This window comes from uncultured Modestobacter sp., from assembly GCF_947486615.1.
Classification (GTDB): Bacteria; Actinomycetota; Actinomycetes; order Mycobacteriales; family Geodermatophilaceae; genus Modestobacter.
Map to the genome: position 1 here is coordinate 1 of NZ_CANKUD010000020.1, position 19,827 is coordinate 19,827.

Genomic DNA, 19,827 nt, shown 5'->3' on the forward strand with positions numbered 1-19,827 from the left:
TCGAAGACGATCGTCGCGGTCAACAAGGACCCCGAGGCACCGATCTTCGAGCTCGCCGACTTCGGCGTGGTGGGCGACCTGTTCACCGTCGTCCCGGCGGCCACCGAGCAGATCAGCACCCGCAAGTAGGCGGGCACATGGGCACCGGGTCATCGGTGGCCGCCCTGCGGCCTCGATTCATGGACCGGAGGTCGGACCGCGGCGACCGCCGTCGCCGGCGGCCGGGCACTCGTGCAGCGGCCTGTGCGGGCCCAGTCGTCGGCGAGCGAGCCGTCTTGCGGGGATCAGGGGGCGGGAGGTGACCATGAGCCGACAGCCGCCGCGGGGCCGTACTGCAACTCTCGCCTGTGGTGGGGTCGCGGAGTACGAAGCGTCCGATCTCGTCCCGACGGTCGGGGGCATCGTGCCGTGCCGCAAGCACGGGCACTGTCCCGTCGTCCTCCCTCACCGGACCGACGTAGGTGTGCGGGAGCGCGCGGTCGTGACCCGTCAGCGTCGGTCGCAGGCAGAGCTGGTGGCCTACCTCGAGGGTCGTGGGACGGCGACCCTGCGCGCGTTGCGGGGCGAGCGGTTCTCCTTGCGGCTGATCGCGGAGGCCGAGAGAGCCGGGCACGTGCACGTCGACCTGCTGGCCGGTGTGGTCACTTTCCGAACTGCCGCCCGGTCTGGGCGAGCGGCTCAGTACAAGGCCTCGCCAGCCGCGTGATGCTCAGACCAAGCAGCGGCCGGAACACCGGCCCTGGTATCCAGCCATGTCACAGTCGAGGAGTCGTCCAGATGGTCTGCCTTTTGCTGCTGGGACCGCCTGGAGCGGGCAAGGGCACTCAAGGTCAGCTGGTCGCCAGCCGACTGTCCATACCGCCCATCTCGACCGGTGACACCTTCCGGGCACACGTCGCTGCCGGCACGCCGCTCGGTCTGTCCGCCAGGGGCTACCTCGAGGCCGGCGATCTCGTGCCTGACGCGGTCACGTGCGCCATGCTCTCCGAAAGACTGACCGAACCGGATACCGCCGCGGGGTTCCTCCTCGATGGCTTTCCTCGTACCACGGCGCAGGCTGAAGCGCTCCAGGGGATCCTGGCCGAACGGGGGCACGAGCTGACGCGGGTCATCGAGCTCCAGGTCGGGGCAGCGGAACTCGTGGAACGGCTCTCCGCGCGCCGCGTCGTCATTGATGGGCAATCGCTGCAGCGAAGCGACGACACCCCGGACACAATCCGCCATCGCCTCGAGGTGTACCAGCGAGAGACTGTTCCGCTGTCGGACTGGTACGGCTCGCTGGGCCTGCTCAGCAGGGTCGATGCGAGCGGGGACGTTGACGAGGTCACTGCGCGGATACTCGATTCCTTCAGCCGAAATGGGGCCGGCGTGGACTGAGCCTTCTGCGGACGCGACGAACGAGATCTCGCCTGCTCATGGAGGTGGACGTGGACGGCTCGACAGGCTCCTCAGATGGGGAGCGCCGTGAACTGGACGCCCGAACGGTCCGGCTGCACGACGCCATACGACGGTTGGAGCGCTTCGGTGGTCCAGTGGCTGAGCGGGCGCTGGACGAGGCAGCCGCCGCACTCGATGCCGCCGCTACTCGTAGGTCCGACACCACGTCCGTCGCCAGGGCCAGCCCGGCAGACGGTTCGAACGGCGCCTGGCAGTGGTCTGGCACGGCCCTCATGGAGGACATCACACACCGGGACCGCCAGCTGAAGGGTTCACTCGTCTTCCCGGAAGTGTCCACGGAGGGGAGCCGTTGGGTTGACGGCGGAAGCATCAGCCTGGTCTTCCAGCAGTTCATGACAGGTTTCGCCGACCGGGAGGAACTGGGGCTCCACGTGTCGACCTTGTCCATCGACGTCCTGTCCCTCGTTCCACGCAGCCGCGCACTGACGATCGAGGCCTGCCTGGAACGAACTGACAGCGCGGAGCAGCACATCTGTGCGGCAATCCTGGATGACAAGCAGGTGTTCGCACGCGCGCGCGGACGCTGGATCTGACGGTGAGTTCGTCCGCCGCTCCTGCCTCCGCCGGCGGCCTGCCGTCAGCGCTCCTCTGTCACCTGTGGAGCAGCGTGATGATCGACCCAATCCATCTCCGGCTGGACATCGCACGAGCCCAGGACCCCATGTGAGAGGAGCTCGACCGTGAGCCAGCCCGACGCCTTGAGGGCTTCGTCACCGTCGCCGTCTGCCCTCCGCCGTGCCCTGGTGCGCGCGGAGCGCGGGGTGACGCTGGACGCCACCGAGGCCGAGACCCTGCTGCACGCCCGCGGGCTGGGTGAGGGTGAACCGCTGGACCGGCTGCTGTCCGCCGCCTCCCGGGTGCGGGACGCCGGGCTGGCGTCGGCCGGCCGCCCGGGGGTGGTCACCTACAGCCGCAAGGTGTTCATCCCGCTGACCCACCTGTGCCGCGACCGGTGCCACTACTGCACCTTCGTGACGACGCCGGGCCAGCTGCGCACGGAGGGCAAGGCCCCCTACCTGTCCCCGGACGAGGTGCTGGGCATAGCCCGGGCCGGGGCCGCGCTGGGCTGCAAGGAGGCGCTCTTCACCCTGGGCGACCGCCCGGAGGACCGCTGGCCGGTCGCCGCCGAGTGGCTGGAGGCGCACGGGTTCGACTCGACGCTGGGCTACCTGCGGGCGATGGCGATCCGGGTGCTGGAGGAGACCGGGCTGCTCCCCCACCTCAACCCCGGGGTGCTGTCCTGGGAGGAGGTCCAGCGGCTCAAGCCGGTCGCCGCGTCGATGGGGATGATGCTGGAGACGACCGCGACCCGGCTCTGGTCGGAGAAGGGCGGCCCGCACTTCGGCAGCCCGGACAAGGAGCCGCGGGTGCGGCTGCGCGTGCTGGAGGACGCCGGCCGCTCCGCCGTCCCGTTCACCACCGGAGTCCTGCTGGGCATCGGGGAGACCTACGCGGAACGGGTCGACGCGATCGCCGAGATCCGGGCCTCGGCCCGTCGGCACCAGCACGTGCAAGAGGTCATCGTGCAGAACTTCCGGGCCAAGCCGCGCACCGCGATGGCCGCCCACGACGACCTGGAGCTGCAGGAGTACGTCGCCGCGGTCGCGGTCACCCGGCTGATGCTGGGGCCGGCGGCGCGGGTGCAGGCCCCGCCCAACCTGAGCGACTCCACCGAGCTGGCGCTGCTGCTGCGCGCCGGGGTCGACGACTGGGGCGGGGTCTCCCCGCTCACCCCCGACCACGTCAACCCCGAGCGCCCGTGGCCGAACACCGACAAGCTCGCCGCGCTGAGCGCCGAGGCCGGGTTCACGCTGCGCGAGCGGCTGGCCGCCCAGCCCGGCTACGTCACCCAGCCCGAGCCGTGGCTGGACCCGCGGGTGCGCCCGCACGTCGCCGCCCTCGCCGGCCCCGACGGGCTGGCGGTGGAGGGCCGGCTCCCGGTGGGCCTGCCGTGGCAGGAACCGGACGAGGCCTGGACCTCCTCGGGCCGGGTCGACCTGCACACCGAGATCGACACCGTGGGCCGCACCGGTGACCGGCGCAGCGACTTCGACGCCGTCTACGGCGACTGGTCGGAGCTCCGCGAGGCGACCGTCGCCGCCCGCGACGGCTCCTCGACCGCGCTGACGGTCGGCGACCGGGAGGTGCTGGCTGCGCTGCTGCACGCCGAGCAGGACCCGGCCGGGCTCTCCGACGCCGAGTACCTGACCCTGCTGGGCGCCGACGGCTCCGACCTCGAGCACCTGTGCGCGCTGGCCGACGCCGTCCGCCGGGACGTCAACGGCGACGACGTCACCTACGTGGTGAACCGGAACATCAACTTCACCAACGTCTGCTACACCGGCTGCCGGTTCTGCGCGTTCGCCCAGCGGCGCACCGACGCCGACGCGTTCACCCTGTCGATGCAGCAGGTCGGCGACCGGGTCGACGAGGCCTGGGCCGGCGGGGCGACCGAGATCTGCATGCAGGGCGGCATCCACCCCGACCTGCCCGGCACCGCCTACTTCGACCTGGCCCGGGAGGTGAAGTCCCGCCGTCCCGACATCCACCTGCACGCGTTCTCGCCGATGGAGGTGGTCAACGGGGCCGCCCGCACCGGGCTGTCGTTCCGCGACTTCCTCACCGCGGCGAAGGAGGCCGGCGTCGACTCCCTGCCCGGCACCGCGGCGGAGATCCTGGACGACGACGTCCGCTGGGTGCTCACCAAGGGCAAGCTGCCCGCGGCGGCCTGGCTGGAGATCGTGCGGACGGCGCACGAGGTGGGCCTGCCGACGACCTCCACGATGATGTACGGCCACGTCGACACCCCCGCGCACTGGGTCGCGCACCTGCGCACCCTGGCCGCGCTGCAGGACGAGACCGGCGGGTTCCGGGAGTTCGTGCTGCTCCCGTTCGTGCACCACAACTCGCCGATCTACCTGGCCGGCGTGGCCCGGCCGGGGCCGACGAACCGGGAGAACCGGGCGGTGCACGCCGTCGCCCGGCTGCTGCTGCACGGCCGGATCGACAACGTCCAGACCTCGTGGGTGAAGCTCGGCGACACCGGCACCCAGGCGATGCTGAACGGCGGGGCCAACGACCTCGGCGGCACGCTGATGGAGGAGACGATCAGCCGGATGGCCGGCTCCGGCAACGGGTCGCTGAAGACCATCGCCGAGCTGGAGGCGATGGCCGCCGCGATCGGCCGGCCGGCCCGCCAGCGGACGACGGACTACGGCACCCCGAGCGCCGAACGGATGGCCACCGCCCGCACCGAGGAGGGCCGACGGGCCCTCACCCTCGACCTCAGACCCGTGCGACACCGGTGACGGGTTGGTCCGTCGTCGTCCCCCTCAAGCGCCTGACTCAAGCCAAGACCCGGCTGAGCGCCCTCCCCGTCCCCCTTCGGCAGGCTCTCGTGGTGGCGATGGCACGCGACGTCCGGGACGCCGTCCTCTCCTGTCGTGACGTCAAGGAGGTCGTCATCGTGACCAGGGACCCGCTGTGGCGCAGCCTCATGGGCGTCCGGGGGCTGCGCTTCGTGGCGGAAGCGCCAACGGACTCCCTGAACGACGCACTCCGCCGTGGCTCGGCGGCGTGTCGAGGCGCGTCTCGGGGATGGGCCGTCGCGGCACTCACGGCTGACCTGCCAGCCCTGACGCCCGCGGAACTGCACCTTGCGCTCGCTCACGTCGACGTCGCACCGACCTTTTTCGTGCCCGATGCTCAGGGGGACGGCACCACACTTGTCGCGGCACGCTCCCACGCCGAGTTCAGGCCGCTCTACGGCGTCGGCTCGCGCGCTCGCCACCTCGAGGCCGGGGCGTTGGAAGTCCTCCGGCCCGAGTTGACCGGCCTCCGTCAGGACGTCGACACCGTCGAGGATCTGGCGCTTGCCCGAACGCTGCGTCTCGGCGAGCGCACCCGCGTCGTGGTGTCGCACCTGCTGCCGGAGAAGGTCGGCCGAGCGGGCAACTGCCACGCGCGCCGGCGCACGCACCCGCGCGCGGATGAGTGAGCTCGCCCGCCGAGCACGAAAGTGACCGCGGGCGCAAGCGTCTCCTCGTCCCATCCCTGGTCGGCGCTGCCCGTACCTCCTGCTTCAGCGTCGCAGAGGAGGAAGGCAGCGAGCGCAGTCCGGGACAGCCGCAGGCCGCCGGGGGCACCGAGTGCTCGTGCGCGGGCCGGGTGTCGGCGGGCTCGTTCTGACTTCATGCGCACCGAGGTGGTCCCCGACGCCCTGTCCGCGGCGGCCGCCACGCGCGGTGACCTGGCCGAGGCGATCTTCCACAACGGGTCATCGCGTCGAACTCCTGAAGGACTGTGAGAGGTCTCCGAAAGTTCACGCGGTGGCCGCTTTCAGGTGCCGGGCCCGCTGACCACCGGGCCTTCGCGCCTTGCTGGATGCGACTGCCGGACAGAAGAAGTCGCAAGTCAGAGACCGTTCCAGGGAACCGGGAACGGTCTCTCCCGTCGTGCGGGCCGACGTGGCCATCGTCTTGACCACCATGAGCCGATCCTGAGTTGCTCAGGACGGCTCCAGCGTGGCCCACGGCATCGTGGAAGGCGTCGGAGGAGACGTGGCCGTAGACCCCTGAGAAAGACCTTACGCCGACGCCGCGCACGCCCCGGGCGGAAACCGGGAGGGGGCCTGGCCCCCTCCCGGTCGGTTCAGCAGCTGGTCATTGGGGTGGCTGACCGGCTGCGCCGGTCAGCCGATTCCCGGTGATGGTTCTTCCTCGGGGTCGCTGGCCTCCTCCAGTGCGGCGGCTTGTTCAGGAGTCTCCTGCTCCAACGCGATGTCTCGGGGCTGCGGGACGTCTGACGGCGTGGGTTTCGTCATGTCGACACTGTGCCCGTTGGGGGCCAGGCGTGCCGGATGTGAACGGCCTGCCCCGAGGAGCGAGCGCAGCCCGACCGCGGCGTCGCAGTGACCCGCGAATGCTGGCGATGCGCCAGCTGGTGGACGACGAGTGCCGATGAGTGCGACGGCAACGCCTGGCAGGTGAGCAGGGCCTGGGCCTGCCGATGCCGGTGACGGGAGATTCCGGTGGTGACCGCATGCACTGCTGAGGTTGGTGGCCGAAGTCGTCTTGTCGGCGCGCACACGATTCGCCAGGAACGCCTCGGACCGGTCCGCGTACCCGACCGGCTGCGCGAGATCCGCTCGGATCGAGGGCGTCGCGCTGTTTCCCGGATCAGCGTGGTGAGCCGGACGTTGGACTTCGACTGGTCGATCCCCTCGTCAGCAGCGCCGATCCGGATGACGCCCGTACCTGATCACCTCCGGTGCAGCGACTGCCGACCTGCCCGAGGCCTTGGCGCGTTCATGTCAGCGGCCTCGTGGGTCGTCCTCTGAGAGGAGGGCCGACGCTGTTGGGCGAACTGGCCGCTGCGACCTGCTCAACGAACGGTGCCTGTCCGATCACACCCTCACGGGTGGGGACCGCTGCCGTTCTCGCTTGCTCCGGCCGGCGCGGCGATCGCCCGCTTCCGCTTCCGCTTTCGTTGACTACAGCAGTCCCTTCCTCCGCTACGAGCGCGAGCCTGGCGCGACCGGCGGCCTGGATGACCTCGACATGCTCATCGCTGGCCTCGACCCGGCCATGGTCATGGTCGCCACGGTCACAGACCGGGGGCGGGCAGGCTGCGCGCGCCGCAGGTGCACTGTCGCGGCTGGCCCCGTATCGCTGGCACGATGGTTCCGTGGTCACGCTCCGCGACGCCGTTCCGGCCAACGGGTCCCGGCTGCGCGAACTTGCGGAGGTGGGAACTCTCTATGCGGGCGAGCTGCCCGCGGAGGACGAGACCGAATGCGGACCCGGGTGGGTCGCGAGGGACGGCACCCGACGAGCCGAAGATGGCGTCGGGTTCGTCGGTGCCTACAGCCTGTTGCTGCGGAGGGGAGCGCGTGGGCCCGAGGCGGAGTTGACGATCATGCTCGTCGCCGGTCGTACCCAGCATTGGGCCGTCGACCGCATGCTGCTCGTCGATGCAAGAAGACAGGCTGGGCGAGCAGGAGCGCGCCAGCTGTCGGTGCTGACGCGACCACCCCTGCACGTCTTCTTTCGTGACCAGGGTGCCAATGTCGTCGGTGTCGTCGGCCCGTGGGGTGACACCACGTCACCAAGTCTCCAAGTGGAGCTCACCGCTCACGACCTGCCTACGGATCGGTGAGCCGGCAGGGCCCTGTGCCAAGGAAGTCCTGCGACGACGTCGTGAGCGTCGCCTGCAACCGTGGGCCGGGCCAGCACCTCAAGCAGATCGCGGCCGACTTCAGGATCAGCGAGTCGTGCCTGGCGAACTGGATCAAGGCCGCCGACGTCAAAGGCGCGCCGAGCCCGGCCACCGCGGCCGAGAACACAGACACGCGTGGGTCTCGCAGTCGGACCAGCTGCTGGAGCTGGAGGACGAAGTGTTGCGCCTGGCGCCGGTCCACCTGTCGCAGGGGAACCTACCGGGGGATTGAGCTATCCGGCAGGTCTAGACGACGTCCCGGTGGTGGTCTGCCGCATCGACGCCAACGCCGGGGCCCGTCGGCTGCACGAGCTCGGGGTGGCTCGAGACTCCACGCCGAGGACTTCGGCATCGCCGACGTGGTGGCCGTCGTCCGCGGCCCACGGCCTCGACTGATCTGAGAGCAGGGATGGACAGGGTCACGCGTGGCCGAGCCGGGTGGACAGGGTGCGGAGCAGGTCCTGCGCGGCCTCGGCGATCACCGTGCCGGGCGGGAAGACCGCGGCCGCGCCCATCTCCTTCAGCGTCGGGACGTCGTCGGGCGGGATGACCCCGCCCACCACGACCAGCACGTCGTCCGCGCCGAGCTCGGCGAGCGCGTCCCGCAGCGCGGGCACCAGGGTGAGGTGGCCGGCAGCGAGGGAGGAGACGCCGACGACGTGCACGTCGGCCTCCACCGCCTGCCGGGCGACCTCCTCGGGCGTCTGGAACAGCGGGCCCACGTCGACGTCGAAGCCGAGGTCGGCGAAGGCGGTGGCGATCACCTTCTGCCCGCGGTCGTGCCCGTCCTGGCCCATCTTGGCCACCAGGATCCGCGGACGGCGCCCCTCCGCCTCGGCGAACGCAGCAGCCACCCGCCGGGTCTCCTCGACCGGGCCCGAGGCGCCGGCTTCATCGCGGTACACACCGGAGATGGTGCGCACCTGACCGGAGTGCCGGCCGTAGACCGCCTCCAGCGCGTCGGAGATCTCCCCCACCGTCGCCTTCGCCCGCGCCGCGTCCACGGCCAGCGCCAGCAGGTTGCTCTCGAGCGAGGAGTCCCGGCGGCCCTCGGCGGCCGACCGGGCCGCGTCGGTCAGCCGGCCCAGCGCCTCGGTCACCGCGGCCCCGTCCCGGGAGGCGCGCAGCTCGGCCAGCTTCGCCTTCTGCTGGGCGAGCACGTCGGCGTTGTCGACCCGGAGGACGTCGACCGCCTCGTCGGCGTCGACCCGGTACTTGTTCACCCCGATCACCGGCTGGCGACCGGAGTCGATCCGCGCCTGGGTGCGGGCCGCGGCCTCCTCGATCCGCAGCTTCGGGATGCCGTCGTCGATCGCCTGCGCCATGCCGCCGTGCTCGGCGACCTCCTGGATGTGCGCCCACGCCCGGCGGGCCAGGTCGTAGGTCAGCTTCTCCACGTACGCCGACCCGCCCCACGGGTCGATGACCCGCGTCGTCCCGGACTCCTGCTGCAGCAGCAGCTGGGTGTTGCGGGCGATCCGGGCGGAGAAGTCCGTCGGCAGCGCGAGCGCCTCGTCCAGGGCGTTGGTGTGCAGCGACTGGGTGTGCCCCTGGGTCGCCGCCATCGCCTCCAGGCAGGTGCGGACGACGTTGTTGTAGACGTCCTGCGCGGTCAGCGACCAGCCCGAGGTCTGGCAGTGGGTGCGCAGCGACATCGACTTGTCCTTCGTCGCCCCGGCCTCCTTGACCAGCTTCGCCCACAGCAGCCGGCCGGCCCGCAGCTTGGCGACCTCCATGAAGAAGTTCATCCCGATGCCCCAGAAGAAGCTCAGCCGCGGCGCGAACACGTCGACGTCCAGGCCCGCCGCCTTGCCGGCCTGCAGGTACTCCACCCCGTCGGCGAGGGTGTAGGCCAGCTCCAGGTCGGCCGTCGCCCCGGCCTCCTGGATGTGGTAGCCGGAGATCGAGATCGAGTTGAACCGCGGCATCTGCGTGGAGGTGAACCGGAAGATGTCGCTGATCAGCTGCATCGAGGGCTTCGGCGGGTAGATGTAGGTGTTGCGGACCATGAACTCCTTGAGGATGTCGTTCTGGATCGTCCCCGTGAGCTGGTCCGGGCTCACCCCCTGCTCCTCGGCAGCGACCACATAGAGCGCCAGCACCGGCAGGACGGCACCGTTCATCGTCATCGACACGCTCATCCGGTCCAGCGGGATGCCGTCGAAGAGCTGCCGCATGTCCAGGATCGAGTCGATCGCCACCCCGGCCATCCCGACGTCGCCGACCACCCGCGGGTGGTCGGAGTCGTAGCCGCGGTGGGTCGGCAGGTCGAAGGCGACCGACAGTCCCTTCTGCCCGGCGGCCAGGTTGCGCCGGTAGAACGCGTTGGACTCCGACGCCGTGGAGAACCCGGCGTACTGCCGCACCGTCCACGGCTGGGTCGTGTACATCGTCGGGTAGGGCCCGCGCAGGTAGGGCGCGATGCCCGGGAGGGTGTCCAGGAAGTCGACGTCGGCCAGGTGGTCCTGGGTGAACAGCGGCGGGACGGCGATGCCCTCCGGTGTCTGCCAGGTCGCCTCGCCCACGTCCCGGCCGGCGGCGCCGGCGTAGGCCGCCGCCCACTCCTCGGCGGTGGCCGTCGTAGCGGGCCGCCCCAGGTCGAGGTCGCGGAAGTCGGGTATCGCGCTCATCCCAGCACTCCTGTCGTGGTCCCGAGCTGGTCCAGGACGGTGCGCACCGCGGCCAGTGCGTCGCACCCGGGGGCGATCTGCCCGTCGACGCCCGCCACGTCGGCGGTCCCTGCCAGCCAGACGTGCGTGGCGCCCGCGGCCCTCAACTCGGCGACCAGGGACGCAGCGGACTCGGCGTAGTCCCTGTCCGTGCCGCAGATGCAAGCGACCGTCGTCCCGACCGTGGAGAACTCGGCGGCGCCATCGCCGGCTGGCGTCGCGAGCCCTCCGGCCTGGAACAGATTGGCCGCGAACGTGGCTCGTGCGGTGTTTCGTGCGACCGGTCCGATCCTCGCCAGGTACACCGCCGGCCGGGGCACGGTGGCCTCCACGACGTCACGCAGGTCCTCGAACCGGGCCGCGGCCCTGACCTTCGGCAACCGGTCCGGGCCCGACGCGGTCTCCGGTCGGAGGGGCTTGCGGACCGGGAGCTTCTCCGCGGGGTTGGGGAACTCGCTGACTCCGGTGATCGGCTCCTCCCGGTGAGCCAGTCGCGCCAACCGCTGCGCCCACACCGCCTCGATGCGGTCACCGACCAAGCCCGACGACAGTCCGGCGGCGAGCCCGCCGGCGCGTTCGATCTCGGTGAACCAGTCCCACGCCGCCCGAGCCAGGTCCTCGGTCAGCGACTCGACGTACCAGGAGCCGCCGGCCGGGTCGAGCACCCGGGCCAGCGACCCCTCCTCGACCAGCAGCGTCTGGGTGTTGCGGGCGATCCGGCGGGCGAAGGCGTCCGGCAGGCCGAGGGCTGCGTCGAAGGGCTGCACGGTGACCACGTCGGCGCCGCCGACGCCGGCGGCGAAGCAGGCCACCGTCGTCCGCAGCATGTTGACCCACGGGTCGTGCCGGGTGGTCATCACCGAGGAGGTGACCGCGTGCTGCCGCATCGCCCGCGCAGCCGGAGACGCCCCGCTGGCCTCGCCCACTCGGTTCCACAGCCGGCGGGCCGCCCGCAGCGCGGCGATGGTGGTGAACTGGTCCGCGGAGGCGGAGAAGCGGAACTCCAGCTGGCCGAAGGCCTCGTCGACGGTCAGGCCCTGCGCGGTCAGCGCCCGCAAGTAGGCCACCCCGGCGGCGACCGCGCAGCCGAGCTCCTCCACCGCCGAGGCGCCCGCGTCGGCGAAGACGGTGCCGTCGACCACGACGGTCCGCCAGCCGTCAGGTGCGCGGCGGGCCAGGTCGGCCAGCCCGTCCAGCGACTGGGACTCACCGGTGGCGGACTGCAGCCCGAGCGGGTCCAGCCCCAGGCAGCCGCCCGGCGCCAGGTCAGTCCGCCCCTCGACCAGGGTGAGGAACGCCTCGGCGGCCGGGGTCCCACCGGAGAGCGTCACCGGGGCCAGGTCCAGCAGGACGTCGGCGAGCACGTCGGCCAGCGACTCCACCGGCACCGCGCCCTCACCGAGCACCAGCCACAGTGACGAGACGCCGTTCTCAAGATCCGCGGCCATCGCCTCGCGGGTGAGCGCCACGTCCGGGTCGGTGTGCCGCTGCCGCACGTCCCAGCTGGCCGGGACGTTGGCGTCCGCACCGCCGGCCGCGGTGACGCCTGCCGCACCGGCCCGGGCGCCGCGGGTGAACGGCGGCAGCCCCGGCACCCCGGCCAGTGCCGGGAGCTCACCCGCGTCCTCGGCGCTGTACAGCGGCGCGACCGTGACGCCGGTGGCGACAGGCACGCGCAGCGCCTCCTCGACCGGTTCGGGCAGCTCGTCGCGGCCGGCCTTGCGCAGCACCCCGGCCACCAGGTCCCGCCACTGGGCACGGCTCGCCGCCGGGAACTCCCCGGCGAGCTCGAGCACCTCCGGAGCCTCCGGCTCAGCAGGCGGCGGGCTGCCGTGACCGACGGTCACTCGGTGTCCTTGATGGTGCAGAGGACGGCGCCGCTGCCGATGGTGGCGCCGACCTCGGCGGTCAGCCCGACGATGGTGCCGGCCTTGTGGGCGGTGATGGGCTGCTCCATCTTCATGGCCTCGAGGACGACGACCAGGTCGCCGGCGGCGACGGTGGCGCCGTCGGAGACTGCGACCTTGACGATGGTGCCCTGCATGGGTGCGGTGAGGGAGTCGCCGGACGCAGCCGCCCCGCCGTGACCACCGCCGCGCTTGCGCGGCTTGGCCGCACCGGCGGCCGGGGCCGGCCCGCCCGCGGCAAGCCCGGCTGGCAGTGACACCTCCAGCCGGCGGCCGCCGACCTCGACCACGACGGTCTGCCGCGGCTCGGCCTCGTCGGTCTCCGCGGCGGGGCCGTAGGGCTGCACCTGGCTGTCCCACTCGGTCTCGATCCAGCGGGTGTGCACGGTGAACGGCTCGCTGGTGAAGGCCGGGTCGGCGACCACCGCGCGGTGGAACGGGACGACGGTCGGCATGCCCTCGACGACCAGTTCGTCCAGCGCGCGGCGGGCCCGCTGGAGCGCCTCCTCGCGGGTCGCGCCGGTGACGATGAGCTTGGCCAGCATCGAGTCGAACGCGCCGGCCACCTCGCCCCCGGTCTCGACCCCGGAGTCCCAGCGCACGCCTGGGCCCTGGGGGATCTCCAGCCGGGTCACCGGTCCGGGGGCGGGCATGAAGTTGCGGCCGGCGTCCTCGGCGTTGATCCGGAACTCGAAGCTGTGCCCGCGCGGGGTGGGGTCCTCGGTGATCTCCAGCGGCAGACCCTCGGCGATCCGGAACTGCTGGCGGACCAGGTCGATGCCCGAGGTCTCCTCGCTGACCGGGTGCTCGACCTGGAGCCGGGTGTTGACCTCCAGGAAGGAGATCGAGCCGTCGGTGCCGACCAGGTACTCGACAGTGCCGGCGCCGACGTAGCCGGCCTCGGCGCAGATGGCCTTGGCCGAGGAGTGGATCCGCTCCCGTTGGTCGTCGGTGAGGAACGGCCCGGGGGCCTCCTCGACGAGCTTCTGGTTGCGCCGCTGCAGCGAGCAGTCCCGGGTGCCGACGACGACCACCGTGCCGTGCGTGTCGGCCAGCACCTGGGCCTCGACGTGCCGGGGCTTGTCCAGGAACCGCTCGACGAAGCACTCGCCGCGGCCGAACGCCGAGACGGCTTCGCGCACCGCGGAGTCGAACAGCTCGGGGATCTCCTCGAGGGTGCGGGCGACCTTGAGGCCGCGACCGCCGCCGCCGAAGGCGGCCTTGATGGCCACCGGCAGGCCGTGCTCCTTCGCGAAGGCGACGACCTCGTCGGCGTCGGCGACCGGGTCCTTGGTGCCGGGCACCAGGGGGGCGCCCGCGCGGGTGGCGATGTGCCGGGCGGCGACCTTGTCGCCGAGGTCGATGATGGCCTGCGGGGACGGGCCGATCCAGGTGAGGCCGGCGTCGATCACGGCCTGGGCGAAGTCGGCGTTCTCCGACAGGAAGCCGTAGCCGGGGTGCACGGCGTCGGCGCCGGACCGGCGGGCGGCGTCGATGATCTTGTCGATCACCAGGTAGGAGTCGCCGGGGGTGCTGCCCCCGAGGGCGAAGGCCTCGTCGGCGGTGCGCACGTGCAGGGCGTCCCGGTCGGGCTCGGCGTAGACGGCGACGCTGGTCAGCCCGGCGTCCCGGCAGGCGCGCGCCACCCGCACCGCGATCTCCCCGCGGTTGGCGATCAGGACCTTCTGCACGCTCGTTCTCCTCTGAGTTGCTGGGTTGCGGCGACTGAAGGGATGCCAACCCGCCACGGGGGTTGTGGTCATGCGAATCGTCCGGCGGCGCGCCAGCCGCCGGGGCCGGGCTGCAGGAGAGTGCGGACGGCGTCGGCGCGCGACGCCCACGCGCTCACTGGCGTAGGCCGGCGGAGGGCGGGCCGGCGCTGGGCGAGCGCGGCGACGACGACAGTGAGCGCGGCCAGTTCCTCGGCGCTCGGCTCGCCGCGGACCACCTGCAGCAACGGGGGCGGGGTCTGTTCGGTCATCAGAGTGGGATGTTCCCGTGCTTCTTGGCGGGCAGGGTCTGGCGCTTGTTGGCCAGCAGCCGCAGCGCCCGGACGACGTGGATGCGGGTGTGCGAGGGCGGGATCACCGCGTCGACGTAGCCGCGGTCGGCGGCGATGTAGGGGTTGGCCAGGGTGTCCTCGTAGTCGGTGACCAGCTCGGCGCGCAGCGACTCCGGGTCCTCGGCCGCGGCGAGCTCCTTGCGGTAGAGGATGCCGACGGCGCCCTGGGCGCCGATCACCGCGATCTGGGCGGTCGGCCAGGCCAGGTTGACGTCGGCGCCCAGGTGCTTGGAGCCCATCACGTCGTACGCGCCGCCGTAGGCCTTGCGGGTGATCACGGTGATCTTCGGGACGGTGGCCTCGGCGTAGGCGTAGATCAGCTTGGCGCCCCGGCGGATGATCCCGTCCCACTCCTGCGAGGTGCCGGGCAGGAAGCCGGGGACGTCGACGAAGGTGAGCACCGGGATGTTGAAGGCGTCGCAGGTGCGCACGAAGCGCGCGGCCTTCTCGCTGGCGTCGATGTCCAGCGTGCCGGCGAGCTGGGTGGGCTGGTTGGCCACCACGCCGACCGGGCGGCCCTCGACCCGGCCGAAGCCGGTGAGGATGTTGGGCCCCCACAGCGCCTGGACCTCGAGGAACTCCCCGTCGTCGAGCACGTGCTCGATGACGGTGTGCATGTCATACGGCGTGTTCGGCGAGTCCGGGATGAAGGTGTCCAGCTCGCGGTCGTCGTCGGTGAGCGCCTCGGGGAGGGCGACGTCGACCGGGGGGACCTCGATGGCCGGCAGCGGGTCGAGGTTGTTGCTCGGCAGGTGCGACAGCAGGGCCTTCACGTAGTCCAGGGCGTCGGCCTCGTCCTCGGCGAGGTAGTGCGCGACGCCGGACTTGGTGTTGTGGGTGCGGGCGCCGCCGAGCTCCTCCAGCGTGACGTCCTCCCCGGTCACCGTCTTCACCACGTCGGGGCCGGTGATGAACATCTGGCTGGTCTTGTCGACCATGACGATGAAGTCGGTGAGGGCGGGGGAGTAGACGTGGCCACCGGCGGCGGCCCCCATCACCAGCGAGATCTGCGGGATGACGCCGGAGGCGTGCACGTTGCGCCGGAAGATCTCGGCGTAGAGCCCCAGGGAGACCACGCCCTCCTGGATCCGGGCGCCACCGCCCTCGTTGATCCCGATGATCGGGCAGCCGTTGCGCATGGCCAGGTCCAGCACCTTGACGATCTTCTCGCCGTAGACCTCGCCGAGGCTGCCGCCGAACACGGTGACGTCCTGGGAGAAGACGCAGACCGGCCGGCCGTCGACCGTGCCGTACCCGGTGACGACGCCGTCCCCGAAGGGCCGCCTGGCGTCCATGCCGAAGTTGCTGGAGCGGTGCCGGGCGAACTCGTCGAGCTCGGTGAACGAGCCCGGGTCCAGCAGCGCGTCGATCCGCTCCCGGGCGGTCATCTTGCCGGCGGCGTGCTGCTTGTCGACCGCGCGCTGCGACCCGGCGTGCGCGGCTTCCTCCACCCGCCGCTCGAAGTCGGCCAGCTTGCCGGCGGTGGTGTGCAGGTCGAGGTCGGCGGGGACAGTGCCGGGAGGCTCGTTAGATCGAGCGATGATCCTCAGTGTCACCCAATGAAACTAAGTTTCATGCGGGACGATGTCCAGACCCATCCCGAAGGAGTCCTCATGGCAGCCGGCCGCGAAGAGATCGTCGACGCGGCCTTCCGGCTCTTCGCGACGCGCGGCTACGACGCGACCGCGGTCGACGACATCGCCACCGGGGCCGGGATCAGTCGGAGCACCTTCTTCCGATCGTTCGGGTCCAAGGAAGCCGTCATCTTCCCCGACCACGACACGTTGCTCGGTCGTGTGAGCGAGCGGCTCCGCACATCGCATGCGAACTCCGCGCTCTCCGCCGTGGTGGACGCGGTCAAGATCGTTCTATTTCACTACGTGGCCGAGGGGGATCGCGCTCGTGAGCGCTACCGCCTGACATCCGCGGTTCCGGCGCTCCGCGAGCGCGAGCTGGTCAGTGGTGCCAGATATCAACAACTTTTCCGTCGCCACTTGAGTCAGTGGGGGGACGGATCGGATGACTCCGAACTGCGTGCCGAGGTGAGCGCAGCCGCTGTCGTGGCCGCTCACAATCGTGTTCTTCGTCGGTGGCTCAGAGGTGAGTGCACCGACCCCCACGAGGAGATTGAGCGGGCGCTCGCCGTTGTTCAGCACACCTTCGTCCACGAGGCCGTAGATGGGCCTGCTGCGCTGGTCGTCGTTCCAGAAGGCGTCTCCATGCGCATGGTCGAAGCGGCCCTTCGGCAGGTGGTGGAGGGGGCGCTGGTAGCCGATTCGCCCCCGTCGCGTCGTCGCCGCGGGTCGTCGGGCGATCGAGTCACGCCGTCGTCGCAGTGAAGGACTGTCATCTGCTGAGGCCAGCTTGCACCGAGCGCGCGCCGGCGGGGCCAACGTCATCGACCTCCTGACCACGCCCTGTTCGGCGGCCCGGAGCGGCGCCGCTCTCTGGCTGCCGCACCGCAGGACCTGTCGAGCGCGGTGCAAGGAGTACAGCAACCCGTACGGCGACGCGGCTCAGACCAGGGCGGGACAGTCGCGGGACTCCTGGCAAAGGCTCCTTCCCGACGGCGGTGTGCAGGATCGCCCGTGCCGGGTTGCCACGGCAGTCCGTGGACCGCGAGCGTCGCCTGGCTCGTCCGTGCGACGTCACTGCGGCGGTGTGGGAGCGGTTGTCGTCCTACTCCTGTTGCTGCGCCGATAGCGTATAAAGAGTTAGCGTATTGTCCAGGGCATGATGCAGCCTAGGTGGGACTCTGGCGGCATGCGAGCCCTCGATGCTGAGCGGCAGCTGCCTGACCAGCACCGAGCTGTCCATCGAGCTCGGAGCCAAGTGAGCCGCCGTGCTGGTCGTGTCGTGAACAAGGCGCTCGCGGTACCCGGCGCCACCTGACCGGCTGGGCCCCCGCATCAGTCGTCCCAGCGGGTGGTCCCTCCTCACGGGCGACACGCGTCCACCTCACGATCACGCAGCACACGAAAGGCGCGTCATGAACATCGTCGTTCTGGTCAAGCAGGTCCCCGACTCCGGCAGCGAGCGGAAGCTGGACCCGTCGGACAACACCGTCGCGCGGGCCACCGCCGACAACGTGATCAACGAGATGGACGAGTACGCCATCGAGGAGGCGCTGACGGTCAAGGAGGCGCAGGGCGGTGAGGTCACGGTGCTGACCGTCGGCCCCGACACCGCCACCGACGCCATCCGCAAGGCCCTGTCGATGGGTGCGGACAAGGCCGTGCACGTCAGCGACCCGGCGATCCACGGCTCCTGCGCCGTGCAGACCAGCGCGGTCATCGCCGCCGCGCTGTCGCAGCTGGAGTACGACCTGGTGCTGTGCGGCGCGGAGTCCACTGACGGGCAGGTGTCGGTGATGCCGGCGCTGCTGTCGGAGCGGCTGGGCATCCCGCAGCTGTCCGGCGCCCGCAAGCTGACGATCGAGGGCTCGATGGCCAAGATCGAGCGGCAGACCGACGGCGGGTACTGGGAGGTCGAGGCGCCGCTGCCGGCGATCGTGTCCACCTGGGACACGATCAACGAGCCGCGCTACCCCTCCTTCAAGGGGATCATGGCCGCCAAGAAGAAGCCGGTGGAGACCAGGACGCTGGCCGACCTCGGCATCGACCCGTCGACCGTGGGCCTGGCCACCGCCACCAGCAGGGTCGTCGACTCCGCGGGGCGCCCGCCCAAGGGCGAGGGCGTGAAGGTCGCCGACGAGGGCGACGGCGCCGAGAAGCTGGTGGGCTACCTGGCCGCCCAGAAGATCGTCTGACCGGGGGAGACGGTGAAGACCGACATCGCCACCGCGGAGACGCGACGACAGGGCACCTCCGCCTTGCACGTCAAGCCCGGCACGGAGTGGGCCGCGGTCCTCGGCCGTGCCGCGGAGCTGGCCCCCGAGGCGTTCGGCACCGACCGGCTGCACAACCTGGTGGACGGCGCCTGGCGGCCGATCGGCAGCCCCGAGCCGCTGGTCACCCCGGTCGACGGCACCAAGCTCATCGGCCTCCCCCGGCTGTCGGCCGGCGAGGCGCAGCACGCGGTGCTGGCCGCCGCAGCTGCGCACCGCGAGTGGGCGCAGACCCCGCTGGCCGAGCGCAAGGCCCGGGTCACCGCGGCCGTCGACGCGATGGCCGCCGCCCGGGACGAGCTGGCGCTGCTGCTGGCCTGGGAGATCGGCAAGCCGTGGAAGCTGGCCTGCGCCGACGTCGACCGGGCGCTGGACGGCGTGCGCTGGTACGTCGAGGAGATCGACACCATGCTCGGCGACCGTGCTCCGCTGGCCGGCCCGGTGTCCAACATCGCCAGCTGGAACTACCCGATGTCGGTGCTGGTGCACGCCGAGCTCGTGCAGCTGCTCGCCGGCAACGCGGTGCTGGCCAAGACGCCGTCCCAGGGCGGTGCCGCCTGCCTGACCCTGGCCCACGCGCTGATGGCCCGCGCGGGCCTGCCGGTCACGCTGCTCTCCGGCGGTGGTGCGGAGCTGTCCAGCGTGCTGGTGCGCTCTCCGGAGATCGGCGCGCTGGCGTTCGTGGGCGGCCGGTCCAACGGCGGCAAGGTCGCCGCCGACCTGCTGGACACAGGCAAGCGGCACATGCTCGAGCAGGAGGGGCTCAACGCCTGGGGGATCTGGGAGTTCTCCGACTGGCCCGGGCTGGCCGCGCACCTGAAGAAGGGCTTCGAGTACGGCAAGCAGCGGTGCACCGCCTACCCGCGCTACGTCGTCCAGCGGGAGCTGGTCGACCAGTTCCTGGCGACCTACCTGCCGCTGGTGCAGTCGCTGCGGTTCGGGCACCCGCTGGCCGTCGAGGCCGACGGTGACGACCTCCCGACGCTGGACTTCGGGCCGGTCATCAGTGCCGCCAAGGCCCAGGAGCTGGGTCGCCAGGTGGACGACGCGATGCACCGCGGTGCGGTGCCGCTGTACCGGGGGAGCGTGGCCGACGGGCGGTTCATCACCGGGCAGGACACCTCGGCCTACGTGGCACCTGCGGCGCTGCTCTCCCCGGCCGGCGCCAGCTCGCTCATGCACGCCGAGCCGTTCGGGCCGGTCGACACGATCGTCGTGGTCGACTCCGAGGCGGAGCTGCTGGCCCAGATGAACGCCTCCAACGGCGCGCTGGTCGCCAGCCTGGCCTGCGACGACGAGGACAAGGCCCGCCGGCTGGCCCGGGAGGTGCAGGCGTTCAAGGTCGGGATCAACAAGCCGCGTTCCCGCGGTGACCGGGCCGAGCCGTTCGGTGGCCGGGGCGCGTCCTGGCTGGGTTGCTTCGTCGGTGGCGAGCTGCTGGTGCAGGCAGTGACCCAGGGCCCGGAGGGCGAGCTGCTGCACGGCAACTTCCCCGGGCACTCCCGCTACCCATCCGCCATCTGAGCCGGCGCACTCTCCTCTCGGCCACCTGAATGGCGTCCGACTGCAGCGATCCCGAAGGAGCATCTTGATGGCAGAGGTCCTGGTCCTTGCCGAGCTGAACCCCGCCGCCGGTGGGCCCCGCAAGTCGACGCTGGAGGCGCTGAC

At 71.4% G+C, this 19,827-nt stretch carries 13 protein-coding genes and 1 pseudogene; 9 read left to right on the plus strand and 5 right to left on the minus strand.

What is annotated here, in order from left to right; genetic code table 11:
* From Q1A09_RS22670 to Q1A09_RS22345, 6 genes and pseudogenes are all read left to right on the plus strand, one after another.
* A pseudogene (locus Q1A09_RS22670) lies at positions 1-129 on the plus strand (electron transfer flavoprotein subunit alpha/FixB family protein); the annotation flags it as partial.
* Between the two features lie 648 nt (positions 130-777).
* Entirely contained in the window at positions 778-1,377 is a 600-nt protein-coding gene (locus tag Q1A09_RS22325; protein WP_299960524.1) for an adenylate kinase, read from the plus strand.
* Positions 1,378-1,427: 50 nt separating this feature from the next.
* Complete coding sequence (locus Q1A09_RS22330) at positions 1,428-1,991, plus strand: hypothetical protein (RefSeq protein ID WP_299960526.1); 564 nt, start codon at positions 1,428-1,430, stop codon at positions 1,989-1,991.
* Between the two features lie 147 nt (positions 1,992-2,138).
* Complete coding sequence (locus Q1A09_RS22335) at positions 2,139-4,766, plus strand: bifunctional FO biosynthesis protein CofGH (protein ID WP_299960528.1); 2,628 nt, start codon at positions 2,139-2,141, stop codon at positions 4,764-4,766.
* Positions 4,763-5,455: a 2-phospho-L-lactate guanylyltransferase gene (gene cofC / locus Q1A09_RS22340; protein ID WP_299960531.1), complete on the plus strand. Its 693-nt coding sequence runs from the start codon at positions 4,763-4,765 to the stop codon at positions 5,453-5,455. Before Q1A09_RS22335 ends, cofC begins: the two co-directional genes overlap by 4 nt.
* 1,688 nt (positions 5,456-7,143) lie before the next feature.
* Positions 7,144-7,614, plus strand: a complete 471-nt coding sequence (locus Q1A09_RS22345) for a hypothetical protein (RefSeq protein WP_299960534.1) — start codon at positions 7,144-7,146, stop codon at positions 7,612-7,614.
* A 479-nt stretch (positions 7,615-8,093) separates the two neighbouring features.
* On the opposite strand, the gene scpA is transcribed toward Q1A09_RS22345, so the two are convergent.
* The 5 genes from scpA to Q1A09_RS22370 form a co-directional block, all read right to left on the minus strand.
* Entirely contained in the window at positions 8,094-10,304 is a 2,211-nt protein-coding gene (scpA, locus tag Q1A09_RS22350; protein WP_299960537.1) for a methylmalonyl-CoA mutase, read from the minus strand.
* Positions 10,301-12,190, minus strand: a complete 1,890-nt coding sequence (locus Q1A09_RS22355) for a methylmalonyl-CoA mutase family protein (RefSeq protein WP_299960540.1) — start codon at positions 12,188-12,190, stop codon at positions 10,301-10,303. The genes scpA and Q1A09_RS22355 overlap by 4 nt, the downstream gene beginning before the upstream one ends.
* Positions 12,187-13,941, minus strand: coding sequence for a biotin carboxylase N-terminal domain-containing protein (locus tag Q1A09_RS22360; protein ID WP_299960543.1), 1,755 nt, complete (start codon positions 13,939-13,941; stop codon positions 12,187-12,189). The genes Q1A09_RS22355 and Q1A09_RS22360 overlap by 4 nt, the downstream gene beginning before the upstream one ends.
* Before the next feature lie 68 nt (positions 13,942-14,009).
* Positions 14,010-14,231 (minus strand): acyl-CoA carboxylase subunit epsilon, encoded by a 222-nt coding sequence (locus tag Q1A09_RS22365; RefSeq protein WP_299960546.1) that lies wholly within the window; start codon positions 14,229-14,231, stop codon positions 14,010-14,012.
* Positions 14,231-15,853: an acyl-CoA carboxylase subunit beta gene (locus tag Q1A09_RS22370; RefSeq protein WP_366139823.1), complete on the minus strand. Its 1,623-nt coding sequence runs from the start codon at positions 15,851-15,853 to the stop codon at positions 14,231-14,233. The genes Q1A09_RS22365 and Q1A09_RS22370 overlap by 1 nt, the downstream gene beginning before the upstream one ends.
* A gap of 72 nt (positions 15,854-15,925) precedes the next feature.
* On the opposite strand from Q1A09_RS22370, the gene Q1A09_RS22375 reads away from it, so the two are divergent.
* The 3 genes from Q1A09_RS22375 (at position 15,926) to Q1A09_RS22385 (ending at position 19,683) form a co-directional block, all read left to right on the plus strand.
* Positions 15,926-16,651 carry a TetR/AcrR family transcriptional regulator gene (locus Q1A09_RS22375; protein ID WP_299960552.1) on the plus strand — a complete coding sequence of 242 codons (726 nt, stop codon included), beginning with the start codon at positions 15,926-15,928 and terminating at the stop codon, positions 16,649-16,651.
* A 650-nt stretch (positions 16,652-17,301) separates the two neighbouring features.
* Positions 17,302-18,081, plus strand: a complete 780-nt coding sequence (locus Q1A09_RS22380; RefSeq protein ID WP_299960555.1) for an electron transfer flavoprotein subunit beta/FixA family protein — start codon at positions 17,302-17,304, stop codon at positions 18,079-18,081.
* A gap of 12 nt (positions 18,082-18,093) precedes the next feature.
* Positions 18,094-19,683 carry an aldehyde dehydrogenase family protein gene (locus Q1A09_RS22385; protein ID WP_299960558.1) on the plus strand — a complete coding sequence of 530 codons (1,590 nt, stop codon included), beginning with the start codon at positions 18,094-18,096 and terminating at the stop codon, positions 19,681-19,683.
* The last annotated feature ends 144 nt before the right edge of the window (positions 19,684-19,827 follow it).

Bases quoted from the DNA above. Each gene is read 5' to 3' on its own strand.
- Q1A09_RS22325 (WP_299960524.1), top strand. From the start codon at position 778: ATGGTCTGCCTTTTGCTGCTGGGACCGCCTGGAGCGGGCAAGGGCACT.
- scpA (WP_299960537.1), bottom strand. From the start codon at position 10,304: ATGAGCGCGATACCCGACTTCCGCGACCTCGACCTGGGGCGGCCCGCT.
- Q1A09_RS22365 (WP_299960546.1), bottom strand. From the start codon at position 14,231: ATGACCGAACAGACCCCGCCCCCGTTGCTGCAGGTGGTCCGCGGCGAG.
- Q1A09_RS22375 (WP_299960552.1), top strand. From the start codon at position 15,926: ATGGCAGCCGGCCGCGAAGAGATCGTCGACGCGGCCTTCCGGCTCTTC.
- Q1A09_RS22380 (WP_299960555.1), top strand. From the start codon at position 17,302: ATGAACATCGTCGTTCTGGTCAAGCAGGTCCCCGACTCCGGCAGCGAG.